Consider the following 17058-nt stretch of genomic DNA (forward strand, 5'->3'; position numbering starts at 1 on the left):
GCCGGTGGCAGTCTCACACTCGTCAGCACGTGGCCGCTCCGGCGTGGTCAGTGGAGGAAGCGGTACTGTTCGAGACGCTGCCCCTCGTCTACTGCACGCTCTTCGGAGGGGTTACTGGAGGGTGCCGAATCCCTCGTCTTCCATCAACTCGGCGATGAGTTCGGGGTTCTGGAACGCCGCGAGAAGCGCGAACTCGCGCGCGTCCGTCTTCGAAACCTCGCTCGTTCCGAGCAGGTCGGCGAGTTCACTCCGGAACTCCGCCTCTTGGTCGGCGACCTTGTCTCGCACGTGGATTTCGAGACGGGTGTCCCGTTCGTCACCGACGTTACTCCGCCGGACGAAGTACGGATACTCGTCCGGGGAGGCAGTAGATTCACTGGACTCCCGCGCTGAACCTCGGCCGGTCGTCGATTGCTCGGACCGGTTCTCGCTCTCCGACGACGTCCTGCTCGGTGACGCCGACGGGGACTCACTCGCCGATGCTGGTGTGGACTCTTCGGTCGAAGTCGATTCAGCCTCGCTTTCCTCCACGTGCGCCTCTGCCGTTTCCGCAGCGTCGTCTTCGTCGCCGTCCCCGTCGTCGTCACCGCCGAAATCGAGGTTTCCGGACCCGGATTTGAAGTTGCTCATGCGGTCGCCTCCGTTTCCTCCTCCTCTCGCAGGTCGATGACTCGGTTCTCGGACTCCAGAATATCGAGTTCTAACACCGGATTGACGTCAGTGTCGAACGTGTCCACCGCGACGAATCGGGCGAGTTCGTACAGTCTCTCCAGCGTCTCGATTTCTCTGTCGCGCACCCGCCGTTGGCCCGGTTCACTCACCATCTCGCCGTCCCTCTCGAAGGTCTTCCACCGTTCTTCGACGACTTTGAACGCCGACCCCCTCGCCTCCCACATCGCGTCCATGAGGCTTTCGCGGTTCCCGATGGCGACTGGCGTGGCGAACGCCTCCGTGTCCTCGAACTGCTGTTGGTACTGGCGGTGAGCGTTCGTTTGGCCGACGCCCGAGGGGACGACGCAGGAGAGTCCGATTTCGATGTCCAATTGGGTCTCCATGTTCCCGACGAGTTCTTCGAGTCCTTCCAAACTCAGGTTGCCTTTTCCGGCGGGCTTGACGGGCGCGACGAGCGTCCGCAGTGCGAAAATCGCGTTGTAGAGCAGGTCTTCCGCCCGCGCGTTGGGGTCGATGAGAATCGCGTCGTACTCCTGATGGAGTTCCTGTTTCTCCCAGAGTAGCTCGTGGAGGAGTTCGAACCGTGGGTAATCGTCGCGACTCATGTTCTGCATCCCGGTCTCGTAGGATATCTTCTGCTCCAGATTCGAGGTGAAGTCTCCGAGCATGTCGTGACTCGGGACGATATCGACGCCTTCGGCCGTCGTTTCGATGAGGTCGTCGAAGTCGCCGTCCGGCATGTCGAGGATATGTTTGACCAGATTGTCAGCATCTGGTTCGCTTCGGTGTTCGCCGGCGTCGAACAGGCTCGTCAGGTTCCCCTCTTGGGGGTCGAGGTCTATCACGAGGGTATTTTGACCCATTCGCTCCAACGCGACGGCGAGGTTGGCCGTCATCGTCGTCTTGTACGTTCCACCCGACTCGGAGTAGATTACAGTCGTTATCATATCCGCCGGATTTCGCCCGCTGTACTATAAATCTGTGTCAGACACATGGAGCAGATATCTGTGATAGGCGTCTGTCATAGTAGTCTGTAACAGGTATCTGTAATCACTCACGTATGGCGATTAGATAGCATCTATTACAGACTCACCATTGGATGTTACAGATGTCTATTACAGACTCACCATTGGATGTTACAGATGTCTATTACAGTCACTGATTACAGACTTTTGTGGCAGACTACTGCATTCGAATAACACTGTAAACTGTGGTCATATATCTATTATAGTCCTCTGTGACGGGTCATCGTCACCGAATTCTGCCACCCATATCTATTACAGAAATCTATAACAGACAGCAATAACAGCCATTCTTCACAGACAGTAATTACAGACAGATGTTGCAGAAGCCCGTGACAGGTAACCGTATGGGTTCTGGGGGATAGTCGTGAGTACGTCCTAGCGGTCAGCTATCACGACAGCGTCCTGAATCGCGTCGTCGGCACCGAACGCGCCGGCGCAGTATCAGACGGACGTGCTTTCGCTGCCGGTGGCGTAGGGGCCATGCCTCGTCTTCGAGTTCGGAAATCCACAGGGTCCTGCGCCGTCGAAGACGAGTCTGACCACTCGAGCCGTGATACGTACGTACTGGATGGCGGTGACCGTGGGGCCGCGACTAGAGACCTTCGCTCGATAGAACCGGGAAAACAGAGTCAGTCAGAGTTCGACGGGCGAAGCGTCCTCGACGTCGAACCGCGTCACTTCCGGCTCGCCAGCCAGAAGGTCCGGGAGCGCTCGCTCGAACTCCTCGAAGTGGTCCGTCTCCGCGTGCGCTTCGAACGCTGCCTCGTCTTCGTACTGTTCGAAAAACCGAAACAGGTTCGAATCGTCGATATCCGTCGCGACTCGGTAGTCGATGACACCGTCCTCTTGTCGTGAGTCCTCCGCGAGCGACTCGATTAAGTCGAGCGCTTCGCCGCGGTTATCGGGGTCAATCGGAAACGTCGCGTGAACTACGAGCATAACGCTTGCGACTACGGTCAGGAGACGTAAAGTCGCTCCCCTAGCGACAGTTCGACCGGTCTAGACGAACAAAATCAGTCGTTCCTATTGACCGGGGGGTCTCTGAGCCGCTCGTTTCTGCGAGGTCACCGAAGCGGTTGGACGTGCCGAGCGGGCCTAGTGGTGGTGGTGGTGATGCTGGCTGCTTCCGCCGGGTGAGAACTGTCCGGTGAACGCCCGCTGGACGACCTCCGGCAAGGCGGGGTGGACGTGGACCGATTCGCGGATGTCTTGGACGGTCCCCGACCCTGCTTGCATCGCCACCACGACCTCCTGAATCAGCGTCGAGGCGTCCGGTCCGATGATGTGACACCCCAGAATCTCACCCTCCATATCGACGAGTACCTTCACGAACCCCTCGGCATGCATCGCGTCGCCGCGGGCGGTGTCCTCGTACCGATACGTGTTGGTCGCGTACTCGCGGTCGGCCGCCCGTAGCGCCTCCTCGTGCGCGCCGACGCCCGCGACCTCGGGCGACCCGAACACCGCGAACGGAATCGCCGTGTAGTCGATTGGCTGTAGTTCGTCGCCGAAGACGTTCCGCGCGACGGTCTGGGCCTCGTGGTTGGCGTTGTGCTTTAGGAGGTACTCGCCCACGATATCCCCGAGCGCCCACACGCCGTCGGCGGTCGTCCGCAAGTACTCGTCGGTCTCGACGAATCCAGCGTCGTCGGTTTCGACACCCGCCGCGTCGAGGTTCAGCGTGTCCGAGTTCGGCGTCCGGCCGGTCGCGACCAACAGTTCGTCGCCCGTGACGCTCACGGTTTCGTCGGGGTCCTCACCCTGCTTGCGCGGATACGTTTGCGCGTTCACGGTGACGTCACCGCCAGACGCCGACGCCGAAATCGCTTCGTAGCCGGTGTACACGTCGAACCGCTCGGCGTACCGCTCGGTGAACGCCTCGGCGACTTCCGCGTCGGCCGACGGGAGCATGTGCGGTCGGCGGCGACGATGGTCACGTCGCTGCCGAACGTCCCGAAGAAGTGGCCCAGTTCCGCCGCGATGTAACCGCCGCCGACGATGACCAAGTGGTCGGGTGGCTCCGCTAACTGGAGCGCCTGTTTGCTAGTGAGGTAATCGACGTCTTCGATACCCTCGATGGCCGGAATCCACGGTCGGGACCCCGCTGCGATGAGGACCGTGTCCGCGCGGAGGCGAGCGCCGTCGTCCTCGCCGCCCGCGACCTCGACCGTGCGCTCGTCCACGAAGCGGGCCTCGCCGTCGAACAGTTCGTGTTGGGGCGACGACTCCAGTCCGTTGCGGATGGACGCGGCGTCGCCGTGCACCTCCTCGTTGACCTTCCGAACGATGTCCTCGAACGCGACGTCGGTGACCTCCGCGGAGATATCGAACGCCTCGGCGTCCTCGATGGTTTCGACGATGTCCGCGTGGTACAACAGCATCTTCGAGGGGATGCAACCGCGGTTCAAACACGTCCCGCCGAGACGCCCCTTCTCGACCACGGCGACCGACTGGCCTTGATTCGCCGCGACGTTCGCCACGTCCAACCCCGACCCCGAACCGATGACGAGAAAGTCGAACTCTTCCATGTTCTCCAACGAGACGCGCTGGAGTGATGAAAGCTATCGCCGCGTCCCTCCCCGCCGGTACCTACTGCAAAATACGTTCGAGGTGTCTGACGAAGTGCGTTCGCTCCGCGAGCGTCCTACCGCGTGAACGCATCGTCGCGGTAACTCGCGCACCAGCCACTGTGAAATTGAACGACACGCCCGACCCATTTTTATAACACAGCCATCCGATGTATCCTCTGTGTCAACGTTCGTCGTCGTCGGCGGCGACGCCGCCGGAATGTCAGCGGCCAGTAAAGCGAAACGGGACGATTCGAATCTCGACGTCGTCGTCTTCGAACAGGGGGAGTGGGTTTCGTACGGTGCCTGTGGACTCCCATATTACATCAAAGGTGAGATTGACTCCCTCGAGAATCTCGTCTCGGTCACACCCGAAGAGTTCCGTCAGGAACGGGATATCGACCTCCGAACCGGACACGAAGTCGTCGATATCGACCCCTCGAATCGAGTCGTCACCGCACGTAGCAGTGATGGAGAGGTGAAACAGGAGTACGACCATCTACTCGTGGCGACCGGTGCGGAAGCAGTCACGCCACCCATCGACGGGTTAGACCACACGGGCGTCTACACGCTCGGGTCGATGTCAGACGGGAAAAACCTCCGTGACTACGTGGAGCGGGCGCGTTCGGACGGCAATCTCCAGCAACCCGACCGGGGACCTGCCTGCCAGTTCCTCGAAACGTGTAATGGGCCTGTCGGCATCGTCGGTGGTGGATACATCGGGATTGAGATGGCGGAAGCGCTCGCGGCCAACGGATTCGAAGTCCACCTCTTCCAGCGCGGCGACCGGATTCTGAAGCAGTTCAGCGAAGCCACGAGTGAGGCAGTTCTCGACCACCTCGCCGACCGGGACGTGGCTGTCTACCTCGGGGCGGAAGTAGAGACGCTCGCGGGCGACGACCGGGTCGAAGCGGTCGTCACCGACGACGTCCGCGTCCCGGTCGAAATGGTACTCGTCGGGACGGGCGTCCGTCCGCGAACGGACCTCGCCGAGGACGCAGGCGTCCAACTAGGCGAAACGGGGGCCATCGCGACCGACGCGTACCGGGAGACGAACCTCCCGGACGTGTACGCGGCGGGTGACTGTGCGGAGGCAGAGCACGTCGTCACCGGCGAGCCAGCGTACGTGCCCTTGGCGTTGACTGCCAACCGCCACGGCAGGGCAATCGGGCAGACTGTCGCGGGCGACCCGACTGAGGGCGGCGGTATCGCGGGGACAGCGGCGGTCAAGGCGTTCGAGATGGAGGCGGCTCGGACCGGAATTCTGAACCACGAGGAGGCCCGTGCGGTCGGCTTCGAGCCGATGACCGAGACCATCGAGGCGGAATCCCGCGCTGGCTACTATCCTGAAGGCGGGACCGTGGAAGTAACGCTCACCGTCGACCGGCCGTCCGGTCGCGTACTCGGTGGCAGTCTCGTCTCCGAGTACGGTGAGGGTGCTGTCTACCGGAGCCACGCGCTCGTTGGTGCAGTGACCGAAGGCACCACCGTTGAGGAACTCTCCAACTACGACCTCGCGTACGCACCACCATTTAATACGACGTGGGACCCCGTCCTGACCGCTGCGAAGGTAGTCGAAGGCCAGCGCTGAACGGTTCCACGGTAGTCGCGGAACGAGTCCCGGAACACGTGGGGCGGCTTTCGGTCGTGGTCGTCCTCTCGCTTCTGAGTGATTGCGAGTTGGTCGTTACGCTAGGGCCTGGTTCGAGGGGTTCTTCGAGTACCCCTCAGGGCGTGAAAAACTCACGGTGGTCGCTCCGTCGTGGATTCCGTGCAGAGTAGGATTTTTCGACTCAAGCGAGGGGAGCGCGACTTTCGCTATTCCCTCTCAGAGTGCCTCGATTAGATGAGAAGTTCCGTTCTCACTCCACACCGTAGAACTAGCAGGGAGGCGGGCCGAGCTACCCTCCTACCAGATGGATAGCGCTAGTCCGCGTCTCGACAATACAGATACTGCCAACTGGACCTGTGGTACGAAGAGGGAAGGAATGGCAGAAGGTTCGTCAGATTGAATCTTGCTCAGAAGCTTCAAAAGATTCCTATGCATCTCGTCCTCGATTACGGCGGTGTCATCGTCGAGCACGACGCCGAACGCGAACAAGCCCACATCCTAGGCGTTGATTCTGAAACCGAACCCTATCCTAGATGGCTCGCCTACTTCGCATTCCGTGACGGCTTCGTCCAGCGCACAGCGGAATACGTCGAACTCCTCTCGACGCTCACCGGGGCATCCCACGATGCGTGTCGTGAATATCTCGAGAAGACGTGGCTCGACCCCGAGCTTCCCGAGAAACACGTAGACGTCCTCCGAGACCTCGCAGACGACCACACGCTCGTCCTCTTCGGCAACATGGTTCGCCCGTGGATTGAGACGGTTCTCTCGGAGTACGGGGTCCGGGAGTGCTTCGATAATCTCGTTGTCTCCTCGGACTTGCGGCGGCCGAAATCCCATCCAAAAGGGTACTTCGAGTGCCTTCCGAGGGCGACGAATCAGTCGCCTTCGTCTGCGACGAGTGCAACGAGGACCTCATGATGGGCGAAACTCTCGGGATGACGTCGGTGTAAATCGAAAGCGACGAGGAGACGCCGTACAGAGAACCCGACGTTCGGCTTTCGACGTTCGGTAATCTTCCAGACATCCTCTCTACGGACGGCCCGGCGCCCGTTCGATAATTCGTCGGCCAAGTTTACCGACATCTGCCGGTAACGCGCTGGTCAATCCGCTCTCCGCCTTCAGCACGGCCAAGTCAGGCTGCTCGAACCGGAAGATTCCGCCTGCTACGTTCGCACGTCTCTGCGCCTCCGAGTGAACACCCCTCGAACTGTGAACGCCCACGCCGAATCCGGGGATTATCACCAGAAACTCCCCGTCATTTTTATATCCATCAAATTTTTATATGAAATAACATTATATTTGGCGCGGATGTTACAGAAGTTTGTTAACTCCGATTTTCGTGGACTCTTCAACAACGGAGTCTTCATGCGGTTGTTCTTCGGCCGGGTCGTTACGGACGTCGGGGATAGTTTGTATTTCATCGGGTCAATGTGGATGGTGTTGGAATTAACAGGTTCGCCGTTCTACACGGGAGTGGCCGCCGCGCTAATGCGGATACCGGACATCCTCACCGTATTCATCGGGCCGCTCGTGGATCGCTGGCGGTTGCGTCGAATCCTGTTGAGCACACAACTCATCAACGGTGTCGCCGTACTGCTCGTTCCGCTCGCAGCGCTAACGGGCCACCTCTCAGTGTGGCTAGTCCTGTTTCTCATCCCGCTGCTAAAGCTCATCAACGGATTCGTTTATCCTGCTCAGAACGCGGCGCTCCCTCGACTCGTTGAAGAGGACGAACTCACGCGGGCGAACTCGCTTTTTTCGACGTCCTTGCGAACGGTCGATATGATCGCCAACGCAATCGCTGGCGCACTTATCGCAATCATCGGCGCAGTCGCTCTCTTCGTCGTCAACTCCGTCACGTTCGCCGTTGCAGCGATTATATTTGTCGGCGTCACCGTTCCGAAGACGACCCGAAAAGACGACGTCGAAACCGAAGACGCGACGGACAATGGAGATGCAGACAAGGGTGGATATCTCGTCGAACTCAGGGAGGGGATTGACTACGTTCGTGGGTCGGCACTTCCAGCGGTGCTCTTCGGGATGATGGTAAACAACCTGGCCGCTGTCGCAGTGACCGCAATTCTGCCAGCGTTTGCCGATTCTATCGGCGGACCGGCGGTGTATGGCCTGTTGGTCGCAGCGATAGGTGCCGGGGGCCTTGTCGGGGCGGCCAGTGCGTTTCTCGTCGAAGATTTGCCGTTCGGCTGGCTAGCGGCCGTAGCACACTTCTCATCAGGAGCGTTAATCTTCGTGGCGATCGCCGTGCCCGGGGTGTGGGCTACCGCACTACTGGTATTTATCGCCACGATTCCGACCGGCATGTGCAACGTACTGTTCTTTTCGATGGTCCAGTCGACAGTCGACAATACGCTACTCGGTCGCGTCACGTCACTCGTCAGTGGTACTCTTTCGATGATGGCACCTGCTGGTGGATTGCTCGGTGGAGCCCTCGGTAGCGCGGTCGGCAGCGTGACGGCACTGTATGGAGTCAGCATCACCATTGGACTCATCGGCATCTACTATCTCCTTCATCCGCAGCTCAACGACCTCTCGCCAGTCACCGAAATTAACGAGACGCAACTTGGGTTGAAACAACCCGATTAGCCTCCAGCCGTGTCGTAGAAGAGAGTTGTAATCTCGCCCGAGGTGCGGTCCTCGTACTGCTGGCTCCGAAGACGGTCGAAATTTTCAGGAGCGAGCGTCAGACGTTCGTCGACCCGGTTGGGGTCCGGGGGAACGTTCCAAAACGACCATTTCGAGGCACCACCTCCGGACCGAAGCTACCACGGACGACAGTATCGTCGGTTGCTGCTACGATTCTTCCTCCCACTCTCGGCGAAGTAACCCGTACTGAATCTCGTCTCGATACTCGCCGTCGACGAACTCCGATTCGCGTTTCCGTCCTTCTTCGGTGAACCCGAATATTTCGGCGAGACGCTGGATTGGGACGTTGTGGTCGTAGGTTTCCATGTACACTCCGTGTGGATTGAACGTCCGGAAAACGTAATCGAGCAGCAGTTCTAGGCATTCTTTGGCGTAGCCCTGGTTGTGTTGCTCGGGCAGGAACCACCCCTGGAGTTCCGGGCGAGTCGCGTTGACGTTTACCACGTCGGCTGCGCCGATGGGCGTCACTTCGTCCGCCGAGGGATAACCGGATTCCGCGTCGTCGTGATCGAGACAGACGAGGAAGTTAGCATTGTTCTGGTTTTCGATGTGCCCTTCGAGCACTTCTTCCATCTGCTGGCGATTGCGGTGCATGGAGATGCCGAGTGGATAGCGAAGTTCCGGATTGGCGTGGGCCAGTTGGAGGAACTCGGCATCTTCACGCTCGACTGTCCGCAACGAGATTCGCTCACCGTTCTCGACGAGTTGACCTGGCATAAATCCGAACTTGTATACATTACATAAATACTTTTCTTCTACAGTAATTACTTACTAAGTTATGAATTATATTAGTATACATAATATTTAAGGTGCATGCTACCATTTGACAATCCGAGTCCCTATGAAAACGGTCAAATCGACGCTCTTGGAGCGAACGGACAAAGTCCTGTCCCGCCAGCCAAGGACGGAGGCCAACGAAACATTCGACGTAAGAGCGAACCAACCGCTTCGAGGTGGTTACGTGACCGGGATTCAGTCTCGAACCACCGATACTGTCAATCGTCGAACGGTGACAGCATGACGATTCTCGTCGAGCCAAATACCGGGTGTAACCTCGGTTGTACGTACTGTTACGAGGAACCGGATCGACAACACTCCCAGGCGGACATCGACGCGGAGTACGACATTGAGAAGATAATGGACCGTCTGGAACAGTTCAGTGAGAAGTACTCCGAGGTCCCGTCGCTGTTCGGTGGCGAGCCGCTGTTGATGCGGAACGAGCACATCGAGCGGATCTTCGAGTGGATCCATGAGGAGTACGACCTCGAGGGGACCGGCCGATACACTCGGATCCAGACCAACGGGACCCTCATCGAAGACGAACACATCGAGATGTTCGAGAAGTACAGGGTCAACGTCGGAATCTCCTGTGACGGGCCTCCCGCCCTCAACGATCTTCGCTTGGCGCGTTCCGAGGTGGACGGCGAAATGCGTGACGTCACTGAGACGATGACTGAGCGGACCCTCGACGCAATCGATCGTCTCAAGAAGACCGACGTATCCGTCGGCATTATTACCGTTCTCACCACGCAAAACGCCGGTACCGACGAGAAGCTCGAACAACTCCTCGACTGGATGGACGACCTCACACAGCACGGCATCTACGGCCACTTCAATCCTGCAATCCCCTACGAGGACATCCAGGAGGACCAGTCGCTGAGTCCCGAGCGACTCAAGGAGGTGTTCCTCCAGAGCTGGGAGTGGTTCAAGGCTGAACCCTACCACCAGTGGAGTCCGATGACCAATTACCTGAACAATCTGCTCGGCAACCACCTCAAATACTGCATAAACGACAAATGCGACCCGTTCAACGCGGCCGGTGCGAAGGTCATCAAGGGGGACGGAGGAACGAGCGGTTGCGGGAAGACGTGGGCGAGTGTCGGTGACGGGAGCGCGTTCCTGCAGGGCGATTCGATCGGCAACGAGTACAACAACACCGAAGAGCGCTACGAGATGCTCAAACAGGTCCCGGGTGCCCACACCGAGGGAGAAGAAGACCAAGGAGGGTGCAAGGGCTGTCGGTACTGGAACGTCTGTACCGGCGGCTGTCCGGCGGCGGGAATGGATTACGACTACCGGAACCGGACGAGAGATTGTGAGGCGAAGTACGCCCTCTATAACCAGATCGAAGAAGACGTGCGCGCAATGTTCCCCGGTATCAGGTTGATTACCGACGCCCCGTGGGACGCCCCCCTAGCCGACTTGACCATCACCAACGACGTCGACATCATGCCGTTCGCCGGGATGCACCACAGCCAGGCGGAAGATCCGAACGTGGTTGGCGGCTCTCACGACGCTCCCAGCGTTGAGGAGATCGCCTACCGGGAGAACGGGGAGAAATGACGTCAATCACCAGCGACCGTGCCCGAATCCGAGGTTCTAATCGTTCACCATGATGCTCGATCCCTCCCGAGACGAACCGGACGTTTCGCTTGACCTCCCAGAGGTCTCCAAACATAACTGGAAGGAACTGGAAATCCGTGATGTCTGGGACGATCCGCTCGAATCGTTCGTTGAGGGTCGACGCGAGGTCGCCCAACGAGCGCTCCTGGACGAAGACCACCCACGGAAAACCCTCCGCCGACTCGTTCCGACGGAACGGGCGTCGGACATCGTCGCGGACATGAGCGACGAGATCGACGTCGCACGAGCAGTGGACGACGACGATACGACCCTCGTATTGACGTCTCCAGATTGCCCCGCCAACCCAGAAACGCTCCTGGACGGGGACGTCAGTCCCATCGACCAAATGAAATATCGGGGCGTTCCGGACTGCTGTGCGACTGCCTACACCCAACACCGGGCGAGCGGACAGCACGATCCCATCGTAGCGATTGCCCGGAATACGCCGAGTACAGAAGAACGTGGCGGCGAGCTCGTCGTCGAAGATCCTCACCCGATTCTCAATCCGATCTGGGCCTACCAGGGATGGAGTTTCGTCGACTTCTACCCGTGTTCATTCGAGTGTAATCGCGCACGCGAGTTCGCCAGTGAAACCGGGCGGCTATTCCGGGAAATCGGAAGGGGCGAGGCCGCGGAAGCCGCCTACGAGTTTCTCACCGAACCCACCTACTGGTCCGGGTATCACGGCCTCGCCCACGTCAAGAATAGTTGGTGCATCGGCGAGTACAACACCGACGATTACTGGAAAGAAGAGGTCGTCCGATTCAACGGATACCACGACGAAGTCGGTGACGTCTCCTCGATCGACTTCAACAGCTGACCGATTGGTCACGGTCACCCCTGGACCCCATTATGGGATGCATTAATAATATAAAAAATTTATTTAATATAAGGATTTATTAGAAAGGAATCCATATCGTGAGACGGCATGTCAATGCTACAAGACAGCGCCTTCGACGAGACGTACAGTGAAGAGACCGACTTTGAGCCCATGGAAGCGCAATACACTAACATCGAAGACGAACCGAAGTAGTCGGAATCCGCTGGATTCCGTTCATAAGTTACCAAATTTTTGTATTAGGTTCTGGAGTAAACTCCTGGCCCATTGTATCAAATTATAGTTATTAATGATAACTAAAAGAAAATGGTGGTGAAAACACAGTCAGTAGGGAATGGAAAGAATCGGGCGTGTTTAGAGGGTCGAGATTATGGGGTCTAGCGGCTAAGCGATACTTCGATATTTTTAACGGCAGCTTTGAGGGCGAGCTCACGGAACTGGCAGAACCAGGCTCGCACTCAGAGCGTGTCGCCGAATCGGTGTTTCACCGAACGAAGAACTGACTGAACGACGGACCTGCGGTGATAGGTTTCGTCCTCAAGTTCTCCTCTATCGCTCCCCCGACGCTCATCCACTACGGTGAACACGAGAAGTCGATAATCAGCCGCCACGCTCCGACGCTAGCTGGCCAAATCCCCAACTTGACCCTGCAGGAAGTCCCAAATGCTGGCCATGCTTCGCCGTGGGATAACCCCGAATTCTTCAACGACGTCCCTCCCAAACCCTCGGAGTAGCGCCTCCGCAGAGTGTGCAACAATTCCGTTAGACGACGGCCACCACGTTTTCGGGTACCCGGGCGAAAACGCAGAGATAATGGGCCTGATGCACAAGCTCCGGCGGCTACTCGGACTCGTCGAGGGTCACGAGGACAAGATAGCGAAGCAGGTCAGCAAGCGAACCAGCGTAAGCGAAGAGAAGGCCAAACGAGGAATCGAGAAGGTCCAAGAGAGGGTCGGCGAAGACTCGAACAACGACGTCGGAGACCCAAACCGTAGCTGACGACAGCCAGACCGAATCCCACAGATAGGCCGAGTGTATCAGTCGTTGAGGACCCCGTGAGGCCGACCGATTCGAAACGACCGGCCAGTGGTCCCACCTGAAGGGATTATGCCGCTGGACCACCGAGGACCCGTATGCAGTGGCGCGAGCAGCCAACGAGAATATCCGCGAGCGAAGGTGTGAGGACTCGGACCCGAATTCCGAAGGGGGACGCGGCGTGACCGACGACCAGCTCCCGGCCGAACACCTCTCGCCGCTCGCCGCGCTCGTCGACGAGGTACTCGCGGGCGTCGGCTACGAGATGGCGGCCGCCACCGACGCCATCGACGACGCCGTCCCCGGCTACGGCGGTCTCTTCGACCCCGCGACTTCCTCGGACGAGTTGCGAAGCGCGCTCGAAGACCTGCTGGCGTCGGGGGTCACCCGGCCACCCGTCGCCGAGTCGACGAGCGACACGTTCGTCCTCTACGTGGACGGTAGCTCGCGGGGCAATCCCGGTCCCGCAGGTGCGGGCGCAGTCATCATGGACGCGACGGAGGACGAACTCGCCCGTCTCGGCCGTCCCGTCGGCTCCCGGACGGGCAACAACACCGCCGAGTACGTCGCCCTCCAACTCGGACTCTCCGAACTGCTGGCTCGCTACGAGCCACGTCGACTGGAGGTGCGCATCGATTCGATGACGGTCATCCGAGACGTCTGGGGCGGTAACGACCCGACAGAGCCGGGCGTCGAAGCCTATAGCGAAGCCGTCACGACCGCATTGGCGAACATTCCCGAACACGAGTACACGCATCTAGCCGACAGCGACCCGAACCCTGCCGACGCACTGGCGACTGTGGGAGCCGATATCGCGGCCTTCGGACCCGGATAGGAGTGATACGTTTGTCTGTCATGTTGGTGTCCGTGCGGTCGTTCTACTCGTGTCCAGTGGAATGGCATGTAGGCCTCGACCGGGCGGACGCCGCCCCGACGCCATCACCATCGGGATTCCGGTCGGAGGACTCTACTAGTAGACCCCGAATATCCACCCCGTCGGTTTAGATTCAATGATTAGGAATTAATTATTCTCTGTTTTCTCTATTTTAATTGTAAATCTCCATGAGTTTGGGTTGTCTTTGTTCTTCCCGAAATGGTACTTCCCTGTAGGGAAGCATTCACCTTTCTCGGTATCTTCCCAAACCTCGTAATCCAACTGAACTGATTCACTTGGCGAAATTTTCATAACCTCTTCATCAAGTTGTCTCACAAATCCATCCTTACCGGGTCTCCAACAGGAGTTTGACGTCCGTTTAATGTTATACCCCTTGCGCGGAACAAGAGCGATACCGGTGGATGTCCGACCGGCATTGGATTCGACAAAGCTTAACAACGGCGCTGGAGAATTAGTTTCTCGGTCAAGTTTTAGTTCAATTGGTTTGGAAGTTGGATTAGAAAACCGCAACTGGATGATGGCAGTTTGTTTTGTCGTGATAACTGAACGTGGTATCTGCACATCTAAATCAACACCTTTGGTCTTTTTATCAACGAACGATACCTTTCCGAGTTGCTTTTTCTTTTGCCTGGTCTGAGCAAGTGGACTTGCACACCCTGTAATCGCCCCCATGCTACTTGTAACGAGTGCCAAGTACCTCCGACGGTTCATACATCCTCATACGAGATAAGAGAAAAAGGCCTTGTGGTGAGTAAAAAACACAGCATTTTAAATTATTATTTCCTAAACATTCTTTAACCAAACACTAGAGGACTTCGCCCCCGATATGTTAAGGTAATTCTGGCAATCAATTTATTTATAAGGACAAATCTCTCTCCATTTTGAATTCACCATGTCCCATGAGGCTAATTTAGTATAATTGCTAGAGAAAATAATTTAATCCAATATTGAAAATTGCGTATTGATGTCAGAGAAACCAGCTGACAGCCGAGTTAACAGGCGTACCGTTTTGCAGGGTGTCGGTTCCGCAGTTGGAGTCGCATCCCTCTCAAATGTAGTCGGCGCGGCTGAACGAAAGCGCCGAATCGTAACGGGGCGCGGCGGACTAAAACAGGAGCCTGTAGAGAAAAAGAAAGTGCCTGTCCAATGGCATGAACACGAGAAGGCTCTACGTCAGGTCTACAATCAGTTGTTCGGAGCTTTGCAACACATTCGAAATAACAGTCAGTTCGGTGACCACCTCATCGCGATGTACCAAGATGGGTCTTCACGTAGCATTGGAGGATATACCGCAACTCAGCCAGTAATAGAAATTGCGGAAGAGGCTCCCTCTGGGTTGGAAGAACAACTTCCGAGTGTTCTCGAAGACGTTGGTGTTTCAGTTTCGAATGACCTCCTACTCAATGAGATTCAGTACGAACGAATCAACCATAACAAAACCCTCCTGTGTGGCGGTGCGGAAACTACAATAGAGCCATATCCCGGTGGAATCGTCATCTGGGAGAAGAACCAATCTACCCACCAAGGGACAGCAGGATACCGGATGCATGATGGCAATAAGGAGTACATGCTGACCGCGAACCATGTGTTCGTGGACAACTGTACTACTAAAGCGACTGGAGAGGTCGCGGCTGCCGCGAACAATGCCACGATTGGAACGTTCGAAGATGCACACGCTCTCCACGACTGGTGCTTAGTACCTGCGAACAATCAGGGAATCACGGACATTGCCAACGAAATTTACTGGGACGGATACAGCTACACTCTTACCGGGTACAAGACCCGTGATGGAATCGCTTCGATGGTGGATAAAACCGGCGAAGCATACAAATCTGGAGACGGAACTGGATATCGAACAGGGACGATTAGAGGATACAATGAGGGCGGATTTACCGGCTGTCCCCGATTCGATACTGACGGCGTAAAAACCGAAGTGGACATTGCACCAGGGGACTCAGGCGGCCCAATCTTCGCCCTCACAGGATGTAGCTACGGTAGCTGTGAAGCGTTGGCCATCAACAACATGAGCATCGCTAAAGGGAGCTACAACGGGACTGCCTGCGACGGTGACTCTACCCAACCGAAGACCGTTGGCTGGCCTGCTTACAAAATCGTTAACAATAACCCCTACACGGTCGGATAGTATTCCAGTTTCTGTTTTCTTCCGCTTTACATAACAAATATTCCTACCGGAGGCTATCGACCGCGCAGAAGGGTATGCTGACTTCCGGGACCATGTGGACCGGTTTCTTAATCGAAAAGAAGAGGCGGTACGGCTTGCTACCCGGACTAGAAGACCTTGTACCGGACTTTCAGTTGGTGGAAGACGACTACCCGATTATCGGCGAACTAAAAAAAACCGAACGAGTTCCAAGATTCTCGACTCGACTGCGAGACGTATCTCTCAAAGATTGAGGTTCCCGCTGCGGGTATCGCGACCGACGGGTTCACGTGGGCGCTGTTACTCACCGAAGGCAACGGAAATGTGACTCGAAAGCGGACTGCTCGAATCGGGAAACCCGTGCATCAACTGGGCATGGAGTGCCTGTACGAACGCGGTGCCCGACGCGAACGTCGGCCGCTCCGGAAACGGGTTTACCGACTCGTAGAGTCCTTCGAGAGACAGTCGGTCGAGGAGACGATGGAGAACTATCTCGACTAAACCAGTCATCTCTGACTACTGGCCACGAACTGCGCTGCCATCGTCTTCGTCCAACCTCAGTGATTTAAGACCACGGCGTGACCACTCCGAAGTAGCATGGCCGACCCGGACGAGGATCCGTTTTGGTATCCGACCGTCGAGGACATCCTCACTATCCACGACGATATCATCGAGGAGGACGAGGATAGCGAACCGGGGGTCCGGGACCCGGACCAGATTCGGTACGCCATAGACCACATCCAACACGGTCACTTCGGAGTGGGTCCGGAGACGATCCACGAGAAGTCGTTCCACCTCATGCGTCTACTCGCCGCGAACCACTGGTTCGTGGATGGAAACAAGCGGACCGCGTTGAACACAGTCGAAATGTTCTATCTTTTCAACGGGTACGAATTGCACACTGGGGAAGACTTCAGGTCTATGGTCAAGTTATTCTCTGTTCGAGAGGACATCTTTGATGAGACGGTAGCTGTTGAGCACTTCAGTAACCGCGCTGAAGAAGACGGTGTCGACTGGGAGGAAGTGACTACTGATCAATTCCTTGCAGCAGTTCTCATATCTGGGTTTATGGAGTCTTTTGAGGAGAATCCAGAAGACTTCGAGGTATACGCTGGTGGAGACGAAGATAGCGTAGAAGACGATGATCACCATAATGGTTAACACAGCCGAAACCTGATTTGTA

Annotated in this window: 15 protein-coding genes and 2 pseudogenes; 9 read left to right on the top strand and 8 right to left on the bottom strand. The window is 57.1% G+C overall.

From position 1 onward, the window contains the following. Positions 1 to 111: 111 nt before the first annotated feature. From FXF75_RS18975 to FXF75_RS23555, 5 genes and pseudogenes are all read right to left on the bottom strand, one after another. Positions 112 to 630, bottom strand: a complete 519-nt coding sequence (locus tag FXF75_RS18975) for an acyl-CoA dehydrogenase (RefSeq protein ID WP_163523524.1) — start codon at positions 628 to 630, stop codon at positions 112 to 114. Continuing rightward, the gene (locus FXF75_RS18980) at positions 627 to 1619 is read right to left on the bottom strand and encodes a ParA family protein (RefSeq protein WP_163523525.1); all 993 of its coding nucleotides are present in this window, start codon (positions 1617 to 1619) and stop codon (positions 627 to 629) included. Before FXF75_RS18980 ends, FXF75_RS18975 begins: the two co-directional genes overlap by 4 nt. Before the next feature lie 711 nt (positions 1620 to 2330). Then, on the bottom strand, positions 2331 to 2636 hold the full coding sequence (locus tag FXF75_RS18985; protein WP_163523526.1) for a putative quinol monooxygenase: 306 nt from the start codon (positions 2634 to 2636) through the stop codon (positions 2331 to 2333). A 156-nt stretch (positions 2637 to 2792) separates the two neighbouring features. Further along, positions 2793 to 3293 carry a hypothetical protein gene (locus FXF75_RS23550; RefSeq protein ID WP_375335551.1) on the bottom strand — a complete coding sequence of 167 codons (501 nt, stop codon included), beginning with the start codon at positions 3291 to 3293 and terminating at the stop codon, positions 2793 to 2795. Continuing rightward, positions 3291 to 4225: pseudogene (locus tag FXF75_RS23555) on the bottom strand (dihydrolipoyl dehydrogenase family protein); the annotation flags it as partial. The pseudogene FXF75_RS23555 and the gene FXF75_RS23550, both read right to left, overlap by 3 nt. 220 nt (positions 4226 to 4445) lie before the next feature. Here FXF75_RS23555 and FXF75_RS18995 point away from each other — a divergent pair. The 3 genes from FXF75_RS18995 (at position 4446) to FXF75_RS19005 (ending at position 8483) form a co-directional block, all read left to right on the top strand. After that, on the top strand, positions 4446 to 5855 hold the full coding sequence (locus FXF75_RS18995) for an FAD-dependent oxidoreductase (protein ID WP_163523527.1): 1410 nt from the start codon (positions 4446 to 4448) through the stop codon (positions 5853 to 5855). A 450-nt stretch (positions 5856 to 6305) separates the two neighbouring features. Next, the gene (locus FXF75_RS19000; protein ID WP_240334782.1) at positions 6306 to 6797 is read left to right on the top strand and encodes an HAD family hydrolase; all 492 of its coding nucleotides are present in this window, start codon (positions 6306 to 6308) and stop codon (positions 6795 to 6797) included. A 390-nt stretch (positions 6798 to 7187) separates the two neighbouring features. Then, a complete protein-coding gene (locus FXF75_RS19005) occupies positions 7188 to 8483 on the top strand; it encodes an MFS transporter (protein ID WP_163523528.1) in 1296 nt (431 codons plus the stop codon). Positions 8484 to 8690: 207 nt separating this feature from the next. Here FXF75_RS19005 and FXF75_RS19010 read toward each other — a convergent pair whose 3' ends face one another. Continuing rightward, complete coding sequence (locus FXF75_RS19010) at positions 8691 to 9260, bottom strand: GNAT family N-acetyltransferase (RefSeq protein WP_163523529.1); 570 nt, start codon at positions 9258 to 9260, stop codon at positions 8691 to 8693. 300 nt (positions 9261 to 9560) lie between these two features. Between FXF75_RS19010 and FXF75_RS19015 the strand changes: the two genes are divergently transcribed. Beyond that, positions 9561 to 10886, top strand: a complete 1326-nt coding sequence (locus FXF75_RS19015) for a radical SAM protein (protein WP_163523530.1) — start codon at positions 9561 to 9563, stop codon at positions 10884 to 10886. Between the two features lie 49 nt (positions 10887 to 10935). Then, positions 10936 to 11766, top strand: a complete 831-nt coding sequence (locus FXF75_RS19020; protein ID WP_163523531.1) for a hypothetical protein — start codon at positions 10936 to 10938, stop codon at positions 11764 to 11766. Between the two features lie 395 nt (positions 11767 to 12161). On the opposite strand, the pseudogene FXF75_RS23560 reads toward FXF75_RS19020, so the two are convergent. Continuing rightward, a pseudogene (locus FXF75_RS23560) lies at positions 12162 to 12323 on the bottom strand (IS5/IS1182 family transposase); the annotation flags it as partial. A gap of 274 nt (positions 12324 to 12597) precedes the next feature. On the opposite strand from FXF75_RS23560, the gene FXF75_RS19030 reads away from it, so the two are divergent. Then, the gene (locus FXF75_RS19030; protein WP_163523532.1) at positions 12598 to 12783 is read left to right on the top strand and encodes a hypothetical protein; all 186 of its coding nucleotides are present in this window, start codon (positions 12598 to 12600) and stop codon (positions 12781 to 12783) included. Between the two features lie 217 nt (positions 12784 to 13000). Then, positions 13001 to 13654 (top strand): ribonuclease HI family protein, encoded by a 654-nt coding sequence (locus tag FXF75_RS19035; RefSeq protein ID WP_163523533.1) that lies wholly within the window; start codon positions 13001 to 13003, stop codon positions 13652 to 13654. 186 nt (positions 13655 to 13840) lie between these two features. Here FXF75_RS19035 and FXF75_RS19040 read toward each other — a convergent pair whose 3' ends face one another. Then, the gene (locus FXF75_RS19040) at positions 13841 to 14407 is read right to left on the bottom strand and encodes a hypothetical protein (RefSeq protein ID WP_163523535.1); all 567 of its coding nucleotides are present in this window, start codon (positions 14405 to 14407) and stop codon (positions 13841 to 13843) included. Between the two features lie 271 nt (positions 14408 to 14678). On the opposite strand from FXF75_RS19040, the gene FXF75_RS19045 reads away from it, so the two are divergent. Together FXF75_RS19045 and FXF75_RS19050 are read left to right on the top strand one after the other, a co-directional pair. Then, positions 14679 to 15857 (top strand): hypothetical protein, encoded by a 1179-nt coding sequence (locus FXF75_RS19045; protein ID WP_163523537.1) that lies wholly within the window; start codon positions 14679 to 14681, stop codon positions 15855 to 15857. Positions 15858 to 16472: 615 nt separating this feature from the next. After that, positions 16473 to 17036: a type II toxin-antitoxin system death-on-curing family toxin gene (locus tag FXF75_RS19050; RefSeq protein ID WP_163523539.1), complete on the top strand. Its 564-nt coding sequence runs from the start codon at positions 16473 to 16475 to the stop codon at positions 17034 to 17036. Positions 17037 to 17058: the final 22 nt, after the last annotated feature.

Origin of the sequence: Halorussus sp. MSC15.2 (assembly GCF_010747475.1) — an archaeon.
Lineage (GTDB): Archaea > Halobacteriota > Halobacteria > Halobacteriales > Haladaptataceae > Halorussus.

Bases quoted from the DNA above. Each gene is read 5' to 3' on its own strand.
- FXF75_RS18975 (WP_163523524.1), bottom strand. From the start codon at position 630: ATGAGCAACTTCAAATCCGGGTCCGGAAACCTCGATTTCGGCGGTGAC.
- FXF75_RS18980 (WP_163523525.1), bottom strand. From the start codon at position 1,619: ATGATAACGACTGTAATCTACTCCGAGTCGGGTGGAACGTACAAGACG.
- FXF75_RS18985 (WP_163523526.1), bottom strand. From the start codon at position 2,636: ATGCTCGTAGTTCACGCGACGTTTCCGATTGACCCCGATAACCGCGGC.
- FXF75_RS19000 (WP_240334782.1), top strand. From the start codon at position 6,306: ATGCATCTCGTCCTCGATTACGGCGGTGTCATCGTCGAGCACGACGCC.
- FXF75_RS19005 (WP_163523528.1), top strand. From the start codon at position 7,188: ATGTTACAGAAGTTTGTTAACTCCGATTTTCGTGGACTCTTCAACAAC.
- FXF75_RS19010 (WP_163523529.1), bottom strand. From the start codon at position 9,260: ATGCCAGGTCAACTCGTCGAGAACGGTGAGCGAATCTCGTTGCGGACA.
- FXF75_RS19015 (WP_163523530.1), top strand. From the start codon at position 9,561: ATGACGATTCTCGTCGAGCCAAATACCGGGTGTAACCTCGGTTGTACG.
- FXF75_RS19020 (WP_163523531.1), top strand. From the start codon at position 10,936: ATGATGCTCGATCCCTCCCGAGACGAACCGGACGTTTCGCTTGACCTC.
- FXF75_RS19030 (WP_163523532.1), top strand. From the start codon at position 12,598: ATGGGCCTGATGCACAAGCTCCGGCGGCTACTCGGACTCGTCGAGGGT.
- FXF75_RS19045 (WP_163523537.1), top strand. From the start codon at position 14,679: ATGTCAGAGAAACCAGCTGACAGCCGAGTTAACAGGCGTACCGTTTTG.
- FXF75_RS19050 (WP_163523539.1), top strand. From the start codon at position 16,473: ATGGCCGACCCGGACGAGGATCCGTTTTGGTATCCGACCGTCGAGGAC.